The sequence below is a fragment of the Sphingobacterium paramultivorum genome (assembly GCF_014109745.1).
Taxonomy (GTDB): domain Bacteria; phylum Bacteroidota; class Bacteroidia; order Sphingobacteriales; family Sphingobacteriaceae; genus Sphingobacterium; species Sphingobacterium paramultivorum.
The window spans coordinates 2,476,087-2,493,030 of the sequence record NZ_CP058555.1; the positions used below are offsets into that span (position 1 = coordinate 2,476,087).

General features: G+C 38.3%; 15 protein-coding genes. 5 read left to right on the top strand and 10 right to left on the bottom strand.

The genetic code is table 11. The features are described 5' to 3' along the window. Positions 1-45: 45 nt before the first annotated feature. From HS960_RS10790 to HS960_RS10805, 4 genes are all read right to left on the bottom strand, one after another. Complete coding sequence (locus tag HS960_RS10790; RefSeq protein WP_182332606.1) at positions 46-1,923, bottom strand: RagB/SusD family nutrient uptake outer membrane protein; 1,878 nt, start codon at positions 1,921-1,923, stop codon at positions 46-48. 14 nt (positions 1,924-1,937) lie between these two features. Then, positions 1,938-5,288, bottom strand: coding sequence for a SusC/RagA family TonB-linked outer membrane protein (locus tag HS960_RS10795; RefSeq protein ID WP_202883787.1), 3,351 nt, complete (start codon positions 5,286-5,288; stop codon positions 1,938-1,940). Positions 5,289-5,365: 77 nt separating this feature from the next. After that, a complete protein-coding gene (locus HS960_RS10800; protein WP_153845465.1) occupies positions 5,366-6,493 on the bottom strand; it encodes a FecR family protein in 1,128 nt (375 codons plus the stop codon). Positions 6,494-6,560: 67 nt separating this feature from the next. Then, positions 6,561-7,112, bottom strand: a complete 552-nt coding sequence (locus tag HS960_RS10805) for an RNA polymerase sigma factor (RefSeq protein ID WP_182332608.1) — start codon at positions 7,110-7,112, stop codon at positions 6,561-6,563. 294 nt (positions 7,113-7,406) lie between these two features. Between HS960_RS10805 and HS960_RS10810 the strand changes: the two genes are divergently transcribed. After that, complete coding sequence (locus tag HS960_RS10810; RefSeq protein ID WP_182332610.1) at positions 7,407-7,823, top strand: DUF1801 domain-containing protein; 417 nt, start codon at positions 7,407-7,409, stop codon at positions 7,821-7,823. Positions 7,824-7,850: 27 nt separating this feature from the next. Here the strand turns inward: HS960_RS10810 and HS960_RS10815 are convergent, their stop codons facing one another. Next, on the bottom strand, positions 7,851-8,663 hold the full coding sequence (locus HS960_RS10815; protein ID WP_228280278.1) for a class I SAM-dependent methyltransferase: 813 nt from the start codon (positions 8,661-8,663) through the stop codon (positions 7,851-7,853). Between the two features lie 216 nt (positions 8,664-8,879). Here HS960_RS10815 and HS960_RS10820 point away from each other — a divergent pair, with 216 nt between their 5' ends. The 4 genes from HS960_RS10820 (at position 8,880) to HS960_RS10835 (ending at position 13,754) form a co-directional block, all read left to right on the top strand. Continuing rightward, positions 8,880-9,704 carry a helix-turn-helix domain-containing protein gene (locus tag HS960_RS10820; RefSeq protein ID WP_182332613.1) on the top strand — a complete coding sequence of 275 codons (825 nt, stop codon included), beginning with the start codon at positions 8,880-8,882 and terminating at the stop codon, positions 9,702-9,704. A gap of 74 nt (positions 9,705-9,778) precedes the next feature. Then, positions 9,779-11,083: a serine hydrolase domain-containing protein gene (locus HS960_RS10825; RefSeq protein WP_182332615.1), complete on the top strand. Its 1,305-nt coding sequence runs from the start codon at positions 9,779-9,781 to the stop codon at positions 11,081-11,083. A 207-nt stretch (positions 11,084-11,290) separates the two neighbouring features. Further along, positions 11,291-12,514, top strand: coding sequence for a hypothetical protein (locus HS960_RS10830; protein ID WP_182332616.1), 1,224 nt, complete (start codon positions 11,291-11,293; stop codon positions 12,512-12,514). A 181-nt stretch (positions 12,515-12,695) separates the two neighbouring features. Then, positions 12,696-13,754, top strand: a complete 1,059-nt coding sequence (locus HS960_RS10835; RefSeq protein WP_182332619.1) for an alpha/beta hydrolase — start codon at positions 12,696-12,698, stop codon at positions 13,752-13,754. A gap of 135 nt (positions 13,755-13,889) precedes the next feature. Here HS960_RS10835 and HS960_RS10840 read toward each other — a convergent pair whose 3' ends face one another. The 5 genes from HS960_RS10840 to HS960_RS10860 form a co-directional block, all read right to left on the bottom strand. Then, positions 13,890-14,279: a DUF2255 family protein gene (locus HS960_RS10840; protein ID WP_182332621.1), complete on the bottom strand. Its 390-nt coding sequence runs from the start codon at positions 14,277-14,279 to the stop codon at positions 13,890-13,892. A 199-nt stretch (positions 14,280-14,478) separates the two neighbouring features. After that, complete coding sequence (locus HS960_RS10845) at positions 14,479-14,979, bottom strand: 4'-phosphopantetheinyl transferase family protein (protein WP_182332623.1); 501 nt, start codon at positions 14,977-14,979, stop codon at positions 14,479-14,481. Continuing rightward, complete coding sequence (locus tag HS960_RS10850; protein ID WP_075992081.1) at positions 14,976-15,230, bottom strand: acyl carrier protein; 255 nt, start codon at positions 15,228-15,230, stop codon at positions 14,976-14,978. The genes HS960_RS10845 and HS960_RS10850 overlap by 4 nt, the downstream gene beginning before the upstream one ends. A 4-nt stretch (positions 15,231-15,234) precedes the next feature. Continuing rightward, positions 15,235-16,506 carry a beta-ketoacyl-[acyl-carrier-protein] synthase family protein gene (locus HS960_RS10855; protein WP_182332624.1) on the bottom strand — a complete coding sequence of 424 codons (1,272 nt, stop codon included), beginning with the start codon at positions 16,504-16,506 and terminating at the stop codon, positions 15,235-15,237. After that, positions 16,503-16,943: a 3-hydroxyacyl-ACP dehydratase FabZ family protein gene (locus tag HS960_RS10860; protein ID WP_227550130.1), complete on the bottom strand. Its 441-nt coding sequence runs from the start codon at positions 16,941-16,943 to the stop codon at positions 16,503-16,505. Before HS960_RS10860 ends, HS960_RS10855 begins: the two co-directional genes overlap by 4 nt. Position 16,944: the final 1 nt, after the last annotated feature.

The following is a 16,944-nucleotide window of genomic DNA, read 5'->3' on the forward strand; positions in this document are numbered from 1 at the left end:
AGCAGCATATTCAATAAGTATTGAAACTGGATTGATTTTTAATACTTATTTCCAGTCTGGATTTTGAACCAAATTTGGATTCTTATCTATCTCCGTTTGTGGAATTGGGAACCAATAATTCTTTGCTGTAAATATGCGCTTTTGATAAACTGAGCGTTTGAAAAATGCTTTGGGATTAGATTCATTGTCATCCTTTTCTGTACCAGAAAAATTCATTCCATAGAAATTTCCATTTAACACAGCTTCTCCAATTTTCCAGCGTCGCACATCACGGTACCGGATGCCCTCGTTATTTAGTTCTACCCGACGCTCGTCTCGGATTACTTTGCGCAGCCCCTCCTGCGAAGATGGTGCAGGTAAAGCATCTTTTCCCGCGCCATATTGTGGTACACCTGCGCGTACCCTTATCAAATTGACATACTTTAATATATCAGGATGATTAGCGTCGGACTCATTTAGTGCTTCGGCGTAGTTCAGATACACTTCGCCAAGCCGATAAAGTATTCCCGGTCTATAGGGATTTGTTCCATTGCGGGGGTCGTGATCTGGATGGACTTTCTTACGTACAAGATACCCATTTTGCGGGGCGTCATGTGTAGGTCCCCCATCCCAGTTACCACTATAAAATTCGGTTCTCCGATTTTCTCTTCTATACCAAGCACCATTATACAAGACCGAAATATAAAATCGTGGTTCACGATGGGTATACATATTATAGGTACCTTCCAAAGACACCTTTCCATTTCCCTGAGATTCAGCCCAGCGTGTATTTCGCACTTCTGCGGTCTTTGAGAATCCTTTTTCCTGGTATCCAGATAACGGGTCATCAATCTTCCGGCCATTCTCCATGAAAAAAGCATCCACTAAGGATTGTGTAATTCCCAGTCCTCCGTTTCCTCCAGTACCTCTTGGTTGTGCGTGTCTATCATATTCCCAGATATTGCAATCAGGGCGAGCAAAAAGAATCTCATCATTCCCATCTTGAGGCCGTCTAAACAACATATTTTGATAAGAGAGAAACGGATCTATAGACCCATCAGCATTATACTCAATATATAATTTATGACCAGCTGATTCTGCTTTTTCCAATAGTAATTTTGAGGCCGCTGCTGCAGTTTTCCATTTATCTACACTATAGTTTCCATTGAATATGGTTTCTCCCTTATTATTTACAAAACCGGTGTATGCGGTGTTACCATTGACTAATGGGCTTGCAGCAAATAGTAGAAGACGAGCTCTGACTGCCAAGCACATAATAGACGTCGCGCGACCATATTTCTGAGCGGCACTATATTTAGCGGGTAAAATAGCAGACAAATCCAATAGCTCCTTTTCTGCCCATTGCACGACCTGATCAAATGGTGTCTGTCCAATCATCAATTCTTCGGCCGATGCATTCGGATCGGTCAATCCAAGATGGAACGGTATAGCACCATAGGTTTCTAGCAGAAGTGTGTAATAATAAGCGATCATAAAGCGAGCCTCAGCTTTCATGAGATTTACTTCCTCTTCGGTCACCAACTGCGCAGGATTTGGTTTTACATTGTCTAGAAAAATATAAGCTGAACGAATACGTTTGGGAAGTTCTACCCAATAATTAGGATCCCATGAAGTACTGGGATTCCAATTGCCGGTCTGCATCCCTATAACTGACCAACCAAATTGCTCCCAACCCGTAGACGGTGCCATATCATCCGAAAGTGGATCCCAGCCAAGTGTTCGCGTATTTCCCCAATATGGATCTGGTACATTGCTGTATATTCCTGCCAGCCAGTCCTCTGTTCTGGTTTTATCTTTAAAAATCATATCTAAAGTAAGCTGATCATCCGGGCTCTTGTCCAAATATTTCGAACAAGAGGTCGCTGTAAAACCCAGCGCTACAAATAGTAATATACGGGTAACATTATATTTTATAGTCTTCATTGTATAGGTTATTTCTATTTAAAATTCAATTCCAATCCCATAGAAACAGATTTCATGATCGGATAGCGCATACCATTATTAACCCCAAGCTCTGGATCCCAAAGCTTAAATTCACTCATTGTCAGCAAGTTATTACCACGCAGAAATATTCTAAAATTACGGATAGCGAGATGATCAAGAATTTTTGATGGTAAGCTATAGCCCACTTCAATATTACGTAGTCTTATAAAACTCATGTCCCTAAGCCACCAAGTGGAGGCCAAATTATTATTCGCGCTTTGATAGTCAGAAAGCCGTGGATAGAAAACGTCCTGTCTAGGATTATCCAAGGTCCATCGATCGGAAACATTGTCGAAAATATTTCCCATTGCTCCATTGGCACTTCCGGGAATAAAATTTGAACCACCAATGATCCTGTAGGTACGAGAGACACCCTGGAAAAAGAAACCGAAATCAACAGCTTTGTACCTTAGGTTGGATCCGAAGCCAAATACAATCTGTGGATCTTCCGTTCCACCGATAGCAGTCCTATCGAGGGCATCTACCACACCATCACCATTCAAATCCCGATATCTGATATCACCAGGACGCACCGGGCCAAAAGTATGTCTTGGTATATCTGATCGAAGAGTACCATTAGCAATATCTGAAAAATCTGCATCCGTAAATAGGCCTTCGTCAATAAAGCCAAACAGTTGGCCGATCGGCTTTCCGGTAGAAGATCTTGAGGTACCGATCACTGCGCTGGGTTCGTCCTGTTCTAAAATCTTGTTTAGGGCATAAGTAAATGTGCTACGGACAGAAAGGAATAGGTTTGGATTTAATTGCCGGTTCAATTCAAGCGACATATCGATGCCTTTATTGTTTACGCGTCCAAAATTTGCCCAGGGCGCATTGGTAAAACCACTCGAACCGGGTATAGAACGACGTTGCATAAATATATTTTTCCGCTCCTCATTAAACAGGTCAAGCTGAAATTCCAGCGTTTTCCATAAGCCTAGTTCGAAACCGATATTGGATTTAGCAACTGTTTCCCAAGTAAGTCCACTGTTACCTTGATCACCTTCCATACGACCACTACGTTTAAAATCGTTATTTAAGCCCCATGAATATCCACCGGTCTCATTAATGGTTGTGATATAGGCAAACCGACGACCATCTAACTTATCATTTCCCACCAATCCATAAGATCCGCGCAGTTTGATTTTGGAAAATGTACTTTTTAGATGTTCCATAAAAGGCTCTTCGGAAATATACCAGCCTAATGCAAAGGAAGGAAAGAACCCATAACGTTTTCCTGGAGCAAAGTTTTCGGATCCATTATAACCAAAATTAAATTCCCCAATATATCTGTTGCTATAATTGTATGAAAATCTACCTGCGATTCCTTGATTCCGATAAGGCAAAAGATCTCCATTATCGTAATTTCGCTGATTGTATAAAAACATTCCCTCTACGTTATGGCCACCAAAAGATTGAACATAATTAATAGCTCCTTCAAGATACATGCTTTTATCGCCCCAGTCTGAATTTTTTTCATAGCCTAAGAATTCCTGTCCATAACTATCAATGACTAACTTTAATTTCCCATTTTCGTCCCTTCCGATAGCTGGATTATAGTAATCGGGGCTTTTACTCCTAACGACCGACGTATTAGAGTATCTATCAAAGGAAAAAAGCCCCCGAGCCTTTAATCCCTTCAACCAAAACGATAAGTCCTGTTCTACCGCAAATAAAGATTCGATTTTACTCGCGCTAATACGTTCATATCCGCGTTGAGTCGCCAATGCCCAGGGGTTTGTCCGCTGGGGTGTCCTAGGTATTTCACCAGAGGAATAGATGGTAGGATGTACATAGGGAGGAATAGTGAAAGCCTCCTGAAATAGTTCATCAACACTTTGGGGAGCTCTTGTTCTATCCTGGAGATATCCGCCAATATTCAATCGGAAGAGAGTGGTTGGACTAACATTGATATCTACATTGGAACGCACATTATAACGGTTTAACCGTGAAGATGAATTCCAAGCCTGTTTTTCATCGCGTTCAATCAACCCACCTTCCCGATAATATGAAGTTACTAAGGAATAACGCAAAATATCAGATCCTCCATTGACACTAACATTCGCCCGTGAATTTCCAGCTTGGTCCCGAAGTACTGCATCTAACCAATTGACATCAGGATAAAGGTCTGGATCCGTATGATTACGGATGTTTTCGATCCGCTCTTTCGAATATAAGCCTTGCTCCCCACGTTCCTCCCGAATACTATTCATTACCTCCAAATAATCAGCTGCACCAACAAATTTAGGCAGCTGTACTGGTGATGTGATCCCCTGCTCAAAACGAGCAGAAACATTGGGCTTACCCACTTTTCCTCTCTTTGTATTGATCAAAATCACTCCATTTGCCCCCCTTACACCATAAACTGCACTCGCTGCCGCGTCCTTCAATATCGAAAACGACTCGATTTCTTCGGGATCCATATTATCCAAAGACCGCTCCACACCGTCCACAAGAATCAATGGGCTTCTGCTTCCACCGAAAGTACTGATACCACGTATCCAAAAGTTTGAATTATCGTACCCCGGTTCTCCAGATCGCTGTACGGCAATAATACCTGCAAGCTGTCCTGCAAGATTGTTACTCATAGAACGAGATGTTCCTATTTGCAAGCGTTTGGGTTCTATCGTCGTGATCGCACCTACTACAGAGGCACGCCTTTGGGTACCGAAACCGACAACAACGACCTCGTCCAGTGCGCTGATACTATCAGCTAATATCACCGTATATTCTCCGTTTGTTTTGAGTGGTACACGCTGACTTACATAGCCGACAAGACTAACCATGAAATAACTGTCCTGCGGGTCTAGCTTGAGTGTAAACTGGCCTTGTTCATCTGTCGATGTGCTATTCTTGCCAAGGCCTGTCGTGACAGTAGCATTTGCCAGGGCCGTCTGTCGCTTATTAAGAACCCGGCCTGCAATGACGCGGCCTTCTTGTATTGAAGCTTGTTGAAGGCCACGCTTCACAATAATTGTATTGTCATTTAACGTGTAAGAAATCTTTAAACTTGAAAAGATCTTATCTAGAACAGTCTTTATCGGCTGCTCTCTAAATGCCATGGATATACGCTTCGAGTCGTCAATGTCATTTGGGGAATAAATAAATTTTAAACCGGTTTTACTATTTAACTCTTTAAAGACCTGCTTAACCGGAATATTATTAAAATCGATTGTTATGTTTTTCTGTACATCAAAGATTGGCTTGGCCGAACTAAATAACCAGACAAGGCTGCCAAAAAAAAGGCACAAAAAATTGCGTGCAAACTTATTTTGTTTGCGGGATGTCATAAGTAATTTATACATTTGAAAATTGATTAATAATTGATCATTACCAAAAGCCGTTAAGGCGCGATTAGGAATGTAGCAGCATTCCTAATTTTTTATGGATTTGCTTCTGTTACATATATTGTTCCTTTCCTTTCTATATAGTTTATATTATTGGTCATCTTAATGATCGCCAAAACCTCGCTGATATTTTCATATCTGCTGATCATTCCTGTAATGGGAAGTCCTGCAATTTTTGAATCTATAACAATTGGAATTCCGTACCATTGTTCAAATTCGAGAGCAACTTCAGCGAGCTTCTCATTATCAAAATAAAACAAACCTTTACGCCAGGCATTTGCTTTTTCGATATTTTCAGATTGAATAAGTAAGATTTTAGGTTTATCTTTTTCCAAAAAAGCCTGCTGTCCCGGCTTAATAAGCACCTGTGTTCCATAGCGATTATGCGTAAGACGAATACTCCCTTCTGTAAGCAATACATTTTCTTCGGAATTGCCCGATGTATTTACATTGAATTTTGTTCCCAATACCTCAATGGTCTGCAAGGCAGAGTGGACTGAAAACGGAATCCTTTTACCTGCAGAATATTGTTTATGAACATCAAAATAAACCTCCCCAGTAATATGGACAGAACGGTTATTCTTATTAAAATCAGGTTCAAGTTCAATTGTTGCCAAGTAATTAAGCCACACTTGTGTGCTATCGTTCAGTAAAACAGAAAATACATTTCTCGAAGGATTTTCTATGCGCAGTTTCCCTAAATCTGTCCCATTGGCAACCGTACTTAATGCTAGTACTTTTTCATCGTTGATGGTTGTGTAATGAGCTCCTTGTGGCAAGGTATCTAACAAATCAAACCGTTTTTCTTTCCCGATTATTAACGACGGATTATGATTAGTGACATGAAGAACTTTTTCGCTTGTTTTTGAATTATCGATGAGCCTATAGGATATAAATATCCCAAAAAGGATCATAATGCTTGCTGCAGCATACCCTATTTTGGGTATATGAAAACTTAAAGTACGCTTTTTAATACGATGATGAACCTTTTCTTTAATCTCCTCTCCGATGCGGTCCATATCATTTTGCACCTCCCCCTCCCTGTCCATTGCATCGTACAGGTATTCAACAAATTGTCGTTCTTCAGGATTGGTATCTCCCGAAATATACCGATCGAGAAGATCTTTTAAAACTGTGCGAACATGACGTTTCCTTTCAGACATATAAGATGGTTTATATTGGTTCCTTTCTTATATGTCGTTGTGACTAATGATAATTCCCAAAAAAAAATTAAAAAAACATAAAAAGAATTTTTTGGATTAGAAGTTTAAGTGTATTTGTTGTATTAAGCAATTGATTTTGAACAGTTTTTGTCGACAGGCCCAATAATTTCGCAATTTCCTTAACAGTTTTATCCTCATTGTAGCGAAGCAAGAATATTTCTCTGCGTTTTTGTGGCATACGTGCAATCCAGTTATGCAGCATAGATTCTAATTCAGTTTGAATATAGTTGCCATCGGCGGTTGATCCATCGCTTAGCTCTTCAACCATTGTTTCTAATTCTTCAAAATACCTCTTTTCCTTTCGAAATCTGTCAATCACTTTAAAACGGACGGCTTGGCAAAGGTAATGATCGACATCTTGAATTGTTTTCCGATGCCGCTTCTCCCATAAATCAATGTAAAGATCCTGAATAACTTCTTTTGCTGTGTTTTCATGTTGTAGGCGTCTGAGAGCAATTTCAAACAATTTTTTCCAAGTTCGATGATAAAGTTCGTCAAATGCATCTTCATTCGACTCTTTCACCAAAAGAAAAAGATCCTCAAGACTACTATTGCACATAACTGAAGATTTATATTGTTGAGAAATTAAATGTTGGTTTAAAATTGATAGATGCAATATATAAAATCTAAACGGAACTTCCTATAAGTGTCATAGTACAACAATAAATCCGAATCGACACAAAATATGTTCACAACATGCTATTAGGGTAGCCAACAGAATTATTCCACCGGGAGAAAATCCTGAATAATTTCTTTTAAGCAATCCTTAGCCATAAGCCGTCTAATCTTTTTATGCCGGCCTACATCGATATAAAAGAAAATTTAATATTTTTAGCGAACAACTACAGCCTTTATGGACAATAAAAAATTAATGGAAATAGATCAATATATTGATACACTTTCAGACACTGAGCAACAAATAATTCGTCAATTTCGGAAAGCAATATCAGAAAATGACAACACCGTTTCCGAAAGCTTTGGAAAATTCATGTCAAACCCTAATGCAATCAGCTTTAATGAACAAGGCATATTTAAATACGGGTTAACAGTAGCGAAGAATTATATTTCATTCCATTCCTTGGTCATCTATACTAACCCCGAATTAATGGAAGAACTAAAATTAAAAATACCAAAGGCCAAGTTTCAAAAAGGCTGTATTAATTTCAAAATTTTGGATGAATTTCCCGCCTCAGTATTGGCAGAACATATTCAGGTTTCATCCAAAATAGATTTTAGCCCCATGATAAATCGTTATTTGAAAAAGAAATAAGTACCAGGTCGATTCCCAGAATTTTATTTATTCACTTTTACGCGCAACAATAGCATAGACCATCGGAATCTTATTTCCCAAATGGGCTATTCTGAATTTTTTAGGATCTAGCTCTGTCATGTTTTTAAAAATGGGATAAGGTGAATAGTCAAATTCGTTCAGGTCTTGAATGTTCAGCCCATTATGAAGTAAAGCACCAACGACCTCACTCATACTATGATTCCAGGTGACATAGGACTGCGAAATAGCGGCATCTTTATCGGCATAGGTTCCCTGCTCTGTTTCAACAATTGGAGCATTATTAAAATAATTATAACCAATTTTATCAAAATTGTCATCGAACATCCAAACAACTGGATGAAACTCGACAAAAATAAACTTCCCTTTCGGTTTCAAGAAACGTGAAATTATTTTCGCCCATTTATCTAAATCAGGTAACCAAGTAATCGTTCCGTAACTTGTAAAGACTAGATCAAATTGTTCATCAAGATGATTCTCAAGCTCATATAGATCACAACAGATAAACTGCACATCAGCATGCGTATCTTTCGCAATTTCGCGCGCACTTTCTATAGCCTTGTCAGATAGGTCAACACCAGTAACTTTTGCGCCAAGTCTACTCAAAGAAATTGTATCCTGTCCGAAATGACATTGTAAGTGTAATATTTTTTTCCCGCTGATATCACCCAATAATGCTGACTCAATTGAATTCAGCGAAGTCTCCCCTTTTAAAAATCCTGTTAGATTGTAAAAATCTGATTTTAAATGCGTATCCGTTCTGTTATTCCACGAGTGTTTGTTTATTGCGATGTAATTCTCTTCCGGGTTCAAATCGTTCATTTTGTTTTTTAATTAAACGGTTAATTAGCTACTAAATTACAATAAAAATTAATTTCTATCGGATTCATCGTTTCCTCAATCTAAAAATAAGTGTTTTAAGAAATAAAGCTTGGTGGAAATTATCATAAAGGTTGTCTATATTTAAATCGATTATCAAATACTTCCAAGTTTAAAAGGATGAGGCAAGAACAACGCCTATTTATATGAAGAAAAGAGATGACGATAAAAATATATAGACCAGAGAGCTTACTCCTAAAAAAATATATTGAATGCTTCTATATACTTGAGAAAACTGACGAAGAAAAAGCGACGGCATATTTTACATTTCCGAGTATTTACACCATTGTGACGATAAGTGAGCAGACCGAAACTATGGTAAGCCCAAATAAGGTCATTACAAAGCATTGTCCATCCAATTCGATAGAAACAAACCTTGTATGCAATTTTAATGAACCTGTTTTAGTGAGTTACGAGGGGAAAATAAATGAAATTACCACTTACTTCAAACCTCTTGGGATAAATGCTTTTATACCCAATGATTTAAGCTATTATAACAGCGGAACATTTCCCGATTTTAACCCGCATCTGGATTATAAAAATGCTATGAGATCCATCCTTTCCATAGATGACCAGGACGAGCGAATCAAGGCATTAGAACACTATTGGATATCAAAATTTTGGCCATTTGAAAATGTGTTGCTCGAAAACATAATTACCGAAATGCAGGATAAAAGCAACCTCAATCAATCGATATCAGAATTTTCGCTAAAAACAGGAAGATCGAGAACAACCATAAATAAGCAATTTGATCAACATATCTGTAAAACACCCTCCCAATTCAAAAAAATCATCAGATTTCGAGCTGCAATTCAAAGCCACCTCGAAGATAGAAACAAAATAGGTCTGTCTTATAACCTGGATTATTTCGATCAGTCCCACATGATTAGAGATTTTAAAAAATTAACAGGATTTACACCAAAAATTTTCTTTTCCAAAACAGCTAATCTTGAACGGAGCCAGATAAAATGGATTTTTATTTAGCGGGTTTACAAAAATACAATCACACTATGTTATTAAATAGTAACATTGCTCCATAATTATTTATACAATACATTATGAAGCTTCTAATCCTACTTATGCTTTGTCCAGTTTTTCTTGTGGCCCAAGAAAAAACATCAGCCAAACTTGCAGCCTACATGCAGGCACAAGCTGATGTGAATAATTTTAGTGGAACAGTTCTTGTCATGAAAAATGGCGCAATTTTATTAAAAAAAGCTTACGGTTTAGCAGATTATGAATGGAATATAAAAAACACGTTAGACACTAAATTCCAGTTGGCATCGGTCACAAAACAATTTACCGCAGCCGCTATTTTACAGCTCGTCGACAACGGGCGATTATCCCTAAATGATAAACTCAGTAAATTTTTCCCCGATTATCCAAAAGCCGATAGTATCAGCATCCACATGTTGCTGTCACACAGCTCCGGACTTGCTATGGGTTTTAAAGAAATCGCGTTAAGCAGTATAAATCGCGATTCCGCTTATGCCGCCATCAAGAAAATTCCTTTCGAATTCTCCCCCGGAACAAAGAGCGCCTATAGTAATATCGGTTATTATTTGTTAGCAAAGATTATTGAAAAGGTCTCTGGTGAGCATTACGCTACTTTTTTAAAGAAAAACATATTTGATAAAGCTGGGATGAGCAACACCGGAGTCAGTAACAATGAATCCATCGTGACGAAAAAAGCAAAAGTATATTATCATAATGAAGAAGGTTTTATCCATAACCCCTATATCAACTGGGAGATCAACCTAGGCCACGACGGTATTTATTCAACCGTGGAAGATCTAGCCATTTGGGACAAAACGCTCTATGGAACAACGATCCTATCGGCAGCGATGAAAGAAAAAATGTTTACACCATATAACTCCGAAAATTGGGGCTATGGATTCATCATCAATCCATTTTATAATCACGGACATTATTTGATTGCACATGACGGTGGATTCTTTGGGACAATGACTTCTTTTAATCGATTTACTGACGACAAACTCTTTGTCACTGTTCTTTCTAACAACGGCTCCCCCTCCCATATCATAGGTTACGGACTTTCAGCAATTGCCTTTGGTAAAGAAGTAGAAATGCCCTACAAACATCATCGCGCCAAAATAGATACGACCATATACAGTAACTATGTGGGTGAGTATGGAAAAATACGGATATTGAAAATTGGTGGCAAACTCTATTATAATGATGCGGATATTGAACTCATTCCCGAGTCTAAAACAAAATTTTTCAGAGCAGACGACAACGATAGAACGATCGAGTTTGTTGACGACAAAACAGATGGCTACAATTCCATTATTTTAACAAAAGGTGGAGTTAAGGAAGTTTTCCCAAGATCCAATAGAAATTAATGAAACGCTATGCATGCTGCTAGAATAACGATTTTAATCTATTATTTGAAACCTTAAAGAAAAAGTTTAAATTACACCTATATCGGTCCAGCGTAAGATCGGATATAGCCTATACTAAATTATAAAATATTGCAACAGATAGATCAGGAACCGAAGAAAGCCAAAAAGAAACTGTTATTGAAGTCTTTTATATTATGCCTAATCTTTATGGCGGCATATCTCATCAGTTTTTTCGTTTTTGATCTAAGCAGCAATGAAAAGTTGAGTTATATTATTTTTTCACCTCTTATTTGCGTACTGAGCTGGGTATTTTTCCATTTCTTTTTGCTGTTAAAGGATACACGCAATTTGAAGTACTACTTACTGGGATGTGCCCTGATTGCATGCGCTATTATTTATACAAATGGTATTTTTGATATCGATATTAGGCTTCAAAACTTCTTCCACTCTTCAAAACTGCCGAATGAATACAGCAAATATGCTGACATTAATAAGCTAAAAAACCAGTTTGGGAAACATGAAATCATACTATTCAAGGCAAGTGACCACCCTATAGATCAGTTTTTGACTAAAAACAATGAATTAATCATTCATTGTTTAACCGGTGCAACCAACACCGATAGCCCATCAACAGTTATTCATACATTCTATAAACTGGATAAAGATGGCGAGCAGATTGATGAATACTTCTTTAAACAGGACAAGGATGAGGATTCAGAAATTTTATTTGAGGGCTATTTGATCAACGTTTCCAAACATTACTTTCGCAGCTGGCCATTGAATGGAGATACTACAAAAAAAACAATTGAAGTATTCAATGCAAATCTCACTTGGTCCGCAGATCAACAAGGCCAAAAACTCAATGATATTGAAAGTAAGGCCAGCTATCTGCTGTCAGAGAAAATCTATCATTCCGATCAAAGCAATTCAAAAAGCTATACGGAACGAACTTATTTTATGGACGATAAATGGTATGTGTTAAGTGAAAACATATCGGATGATAATAATTTAGACCCACAAAGCTCATCTAAAGGCCGTACCGTAAATGATCTTTTCGGTCATTGGGATAAGAATGAATGGGTAGCGAATACAACTCCCCCTAATATTAGATCAGTTTATTATCAGAAAATCAAACGTGTTCGCAATAGACATGACGTCAAAACTGGGAAATATGAAAAAGGAGACCTTTGGCAAGGCTGCCTATTCTCACAGCTTATTGTCGAAAATGACACCTTAAGATTTAAAGACAGCTTATATCTGGACGAAAAATGGCATTGGTCTCAAGTCGATATCAACAATAAAAACATCGGCACACTAACCTTTGAGAATACCGACCAATTTAATGCATATGGCTTTTATGCAAATCCAGCTTTAAATTATCAACTTTTCACCAACCAACGCAACAAACTTTATTTAATCACAAAGAAGTGATTTGTAGCTTGGTCCTGCTAAATTTCAGCAAACATGAAGTGTTCAAAATACAAACTACTTTTCGCTGTCCAAAATAATGACTATATTACAACAAATCGCTTTTTTGTGAAAATATATCCAATTTAGTAGCCATTGGATCCTAGTTAAAAATTAAATTCAGGAATAGTAGGAAATAAATCATATGAACAAAAGGTATTTTTTCTATATTATCATCGTTATCAGCTTGCTCACTTCGTGTGGCCTTATCCATAATCTTCCCGATTCGGCTACCCCCAATACCGGTGTAGATCCTAACCTATGGTACTCATTTGTGGATCAAAATGGTAATTTCTACCCCGACAATTGGAAGAAAAACTATGGCATTCCTTCCAATAGAGCGGCTCGAGATCCTTATTCGCTTATGAAAATTGCCACCGACAGAGGTGACCGCGAACAATTACTCGCTTTTGAACGCGGTAACATGCTGCGTTTGTCTAAACGTATTGCCCCCAAAAAACGTGTGTTCATTTTAGTCCATGGCTTCAATGCTGATGAAGAATCAGTTGTAAAACAATATAAATATATTTCCGATCATATCGTTACAAACCCTAAAAACGATGAAATCATTCGATTTTATTGGGATGGTCTACGATCTACCTCCCCTTTTCGTTCCGCCAAAAACTGGTTTTCAGCGGCCTCTTTTAGCCAGATGGCCGGTGAATTTGGATTAAGACGTATACTGAACAATATGGCCGATAAGGATGTCTTCATCATATCACATAGTCGTGGAGCATCTGTGGTTATGAGCGCTATTTCAAATCCTGAATACAATAGCTCATTTTCAGCTCAAGCAAAAGACGTTCACAATGTTGATATCGAGCGGGCAAAGCCATTGTTAGAAAACAAAAATAGAATTACCTGCATTATGCTGGCTCCAGCGATAGGACTTTCCGAGTTTCAATATACGGATACGGCAAGTAACACAAAAAAATTTGTGAATCTCAGCTCACAAGTCAAGAAAATACACATCACTATCAACGGAACGGACAAGATGTTGAAGAAGTTTTTTGGATTCTTATCGAACAAACTTAATCCAACTGATCTTGGATACAAAGAGGAAAGTTATAACGCCCTTAAGAAAAATTATAGCATCTTTTCTATGACCGATTTCACAGGAATGTCAAGCCATGATTTTAGTCGTTATATACGAGATCCCAAATTCAAACAGATGCTTCGGGAAGAATCAATCCAAGTGCAATAAGGTGTTTGCTCGTCTGACTAAGTTGATAAGCTATACTTAGTTCTTGGAATTTTTCGTTCAGATCTACTCCAGCTAGCTATCTTATGAATTGAAAAGTAGCTGCTGTCATCAGGCTCTCCTAGTTATGCAATACAACTAGGGGGCAGAAGGAAAAAACTCAATCGTATAATGCGCATATTCCGGAAGTGAAATCTCTTTAGCATATTCAAGATTATAATCCTGTGTATATTTTTCCAAATAGGCCTGATTAATTTTTTGATGAATAGGATGATTATCCCCAAGCTTCCTTACCGTTACATCAATTATTTCCGCACCAAATTTTATCATTCCAACTTTATTAGCTAAAAATTCATTCATCCAGCCACTTGGGTTTTTATTCCAACTTCTGGCAAAAACCCTTTCATCTACGATAACCATCCAGATTTCTGTAAATTTGGTTCTATTTTCTCCACTTTTGATCTCTACTAAAGTATTTTCTTCTAAATATTTATAGAATCCTACAGGAAACTTTTTTTTACCATTCATACTTCTTTTTTTGATTAGACTTTTAATGCAAACTAAAAAAATGTGTTTGCCAAACTTGCAGTTTTAGCACAATTCAATTTAAGAAAAATCGCCTTTAACACCGCTATTTTAAAAAACATTAAACATATAAATTGGAATAGTACAACTATATACCGACATATAGTTACATATAACATAAAGGTTAACGATACTGACTTTTTCATGTAATCGCAACTATTCTTTCAAAACGGCCATGGTTACTTACAGAAACTGGTAAGTGTGTGCCGCTATCTTTCAGAATGATGCTTGGTATCCCCTGAGCATCTTTAACAATTTCACCTTTTTCGATTTCTACAATATTGCCTAAATGAACTAATTCGTCAACTGCGATGGTATGTATAAAATCAGGGCAAACAATGGTCTTAGTGTAATACCTCTTCCCTTCGCAAATGACTTCTCCCGTTGCGTTGCAAGAAGACCGTTCAATACCTGAACATAGCAATCCTTTAGGCATATATTTCCGAATTCCTGTCTGTCTATTCCATATTTTATAGGCAGCCTCTTTCATGCTCCATAAGAGCCAAACAACAATTTCGGGATCTGGACTGTTCCCAATCAACAGTTGTTCATGCTCATTAAATAGCTTTGAAACAAAGCCTCTACGTCTCCAATTACTATCTTTTCTGGACTGAACCAGGTCGACAATGTCATTACCAATCATTTTTCTTGTAACTTGCTTTCGATTATTTCGACTGCAGCTCCGACATTAAGCATACGCTCCATATCGGAATTTTCAATAACGATCCCAAATTGATCTTCGATATCCAGGACAATATCAACCAAATTGGCTGAATTGATTTGTAGATCACGCATAAAATCAGTCTTTTCAGTAAGCTTTCCAAATGCTTCTTCGTTTGTTGTGTAAGGTGCTATAATTGGTTTTAAAGCACCGATCAATTCTTCTCTGTTCATAGGTTTAGTTATCAAATTTTTTAAAGATTAAACAGGCATTTACATCCCCAAATCCGAAACTCGCTTTGGCTATAATATGAGGTTTGACATCAACTTGATGTAATGGTACTCTTGATGGATCTATCATTGCTGCAATCTCAGGATGTAAATCAGTACAATTACTGTTTCCAAATACAAATCCATGATATAACTGCAAAACTGTAGCCACGCATTCTATGCTACCTGCCGCGCTGAGACAATGCCCAGTCATTCCTTTTAGCGAGTTTATCAATGGAAAATCGTTCCCTTTACGCCCAAGAGCCTCAGTCCAGTTTTCTATTTCAAAAGCATCTTTGGCCGTCGCCGTTAAATGACCGTTTATAGCATCCACATCCCATCCGGAGACGCCCGAATTTTTTAGGGCTTCCGCAATGCATCGGCGTACAGCTTCAGCATTTGGAGCTGTCATACTGCCCGTTCCCCGTTGCCCTCCAGAATTTACTTGACCGCCCAATAACTCGCCATATATCATGGCCTTGCGTTCTAAGGCACTTTCCAAATCCTCCAATAGCAAGGCCCCAGCTCCACTACCCGGGACGAATCCTGAGGCTGTTGCACTCATTGGGCGAGAACCTTCCGCAGGGCGGTCATTATATTGCGAACTACAGACACGCAGTGCGTCAAAACCGCCCCAAATATAAGGTCCACTATCTCCAGTACTACCTGCTAGCATGCGCTTTGCTCTTCCGGACCTAATCCGGTCATATGCCATTAGAATTGCTTCTGTCCCAGTAGCACAGGCAGAGGAATTGGTGGTCACCTGATTTCCGAGCCCTAATTTCCCACCTAAATATGCACTGACACCACTGTTCATCGTTTGGGCGACGACTGTACTGCCTAGCCTACGTGTTTGCAGCTCATCAATTTTATAAATACTCTCCCGAAACTTATCGATACCTGAGGTACCTGAACCAAAGACCGTTCCGCTATCCCAATCGGGGACCGAATTTAAGGCAATAGGAAAACCTGCATTTGTCCAAGCCTCCATTCCAGCTATGACACCGTATAATATGCCTGTACTGTTAAAACCCCTGAGCTCAAGTTCCGTGAAATATTGCCTTTTGAGATCATCCGATACTTGTGGCATTCCAGCAATCTGACAGGAAAACTGCAATTTTTCCAACTGCACATCATGTCTAACACCGGAGACACCCTCCTTTAACGCTTGTGTAAAGGCCGGTACTCCCACTCCATTGGGTGCAACGACTCCTAATCCAGTAATAACAACTCTCTTCATAGCTCCTCAGTAATCATACCTGCCAATATTCCTTTACAAACCTCCTGACCAGCTTCATTTTTCATGGTAACCGCACACTTTAACTTTCCAAACCTAAAATATATTTTTTTTGAAATTACAGTAACTTTTTCCTTTGGATACACGGGTTTTAAAAATTGTATTTCAGTAGAAGTCAATGCAATAGAAGAGCAATGTATCAAGTCTTTATTGAGCAGAAAAATTCCCAAACAAGCTAAACCTATTTGGGCCATCGTTTCGATCAGAATAACTCCTGGAGTGATCGCTTTTTCATTAAAATGTCCTCTATAAAAATCCAGATTTTCATCAAAGGTATAGGTACCTGCAACACCTTCCTCATCGACATGGGTCAACGCATCGACAAATAAAAACGGAGCACTGTAAGGCAATTTCGCTAGTATAGAATTCAGATCCATCATT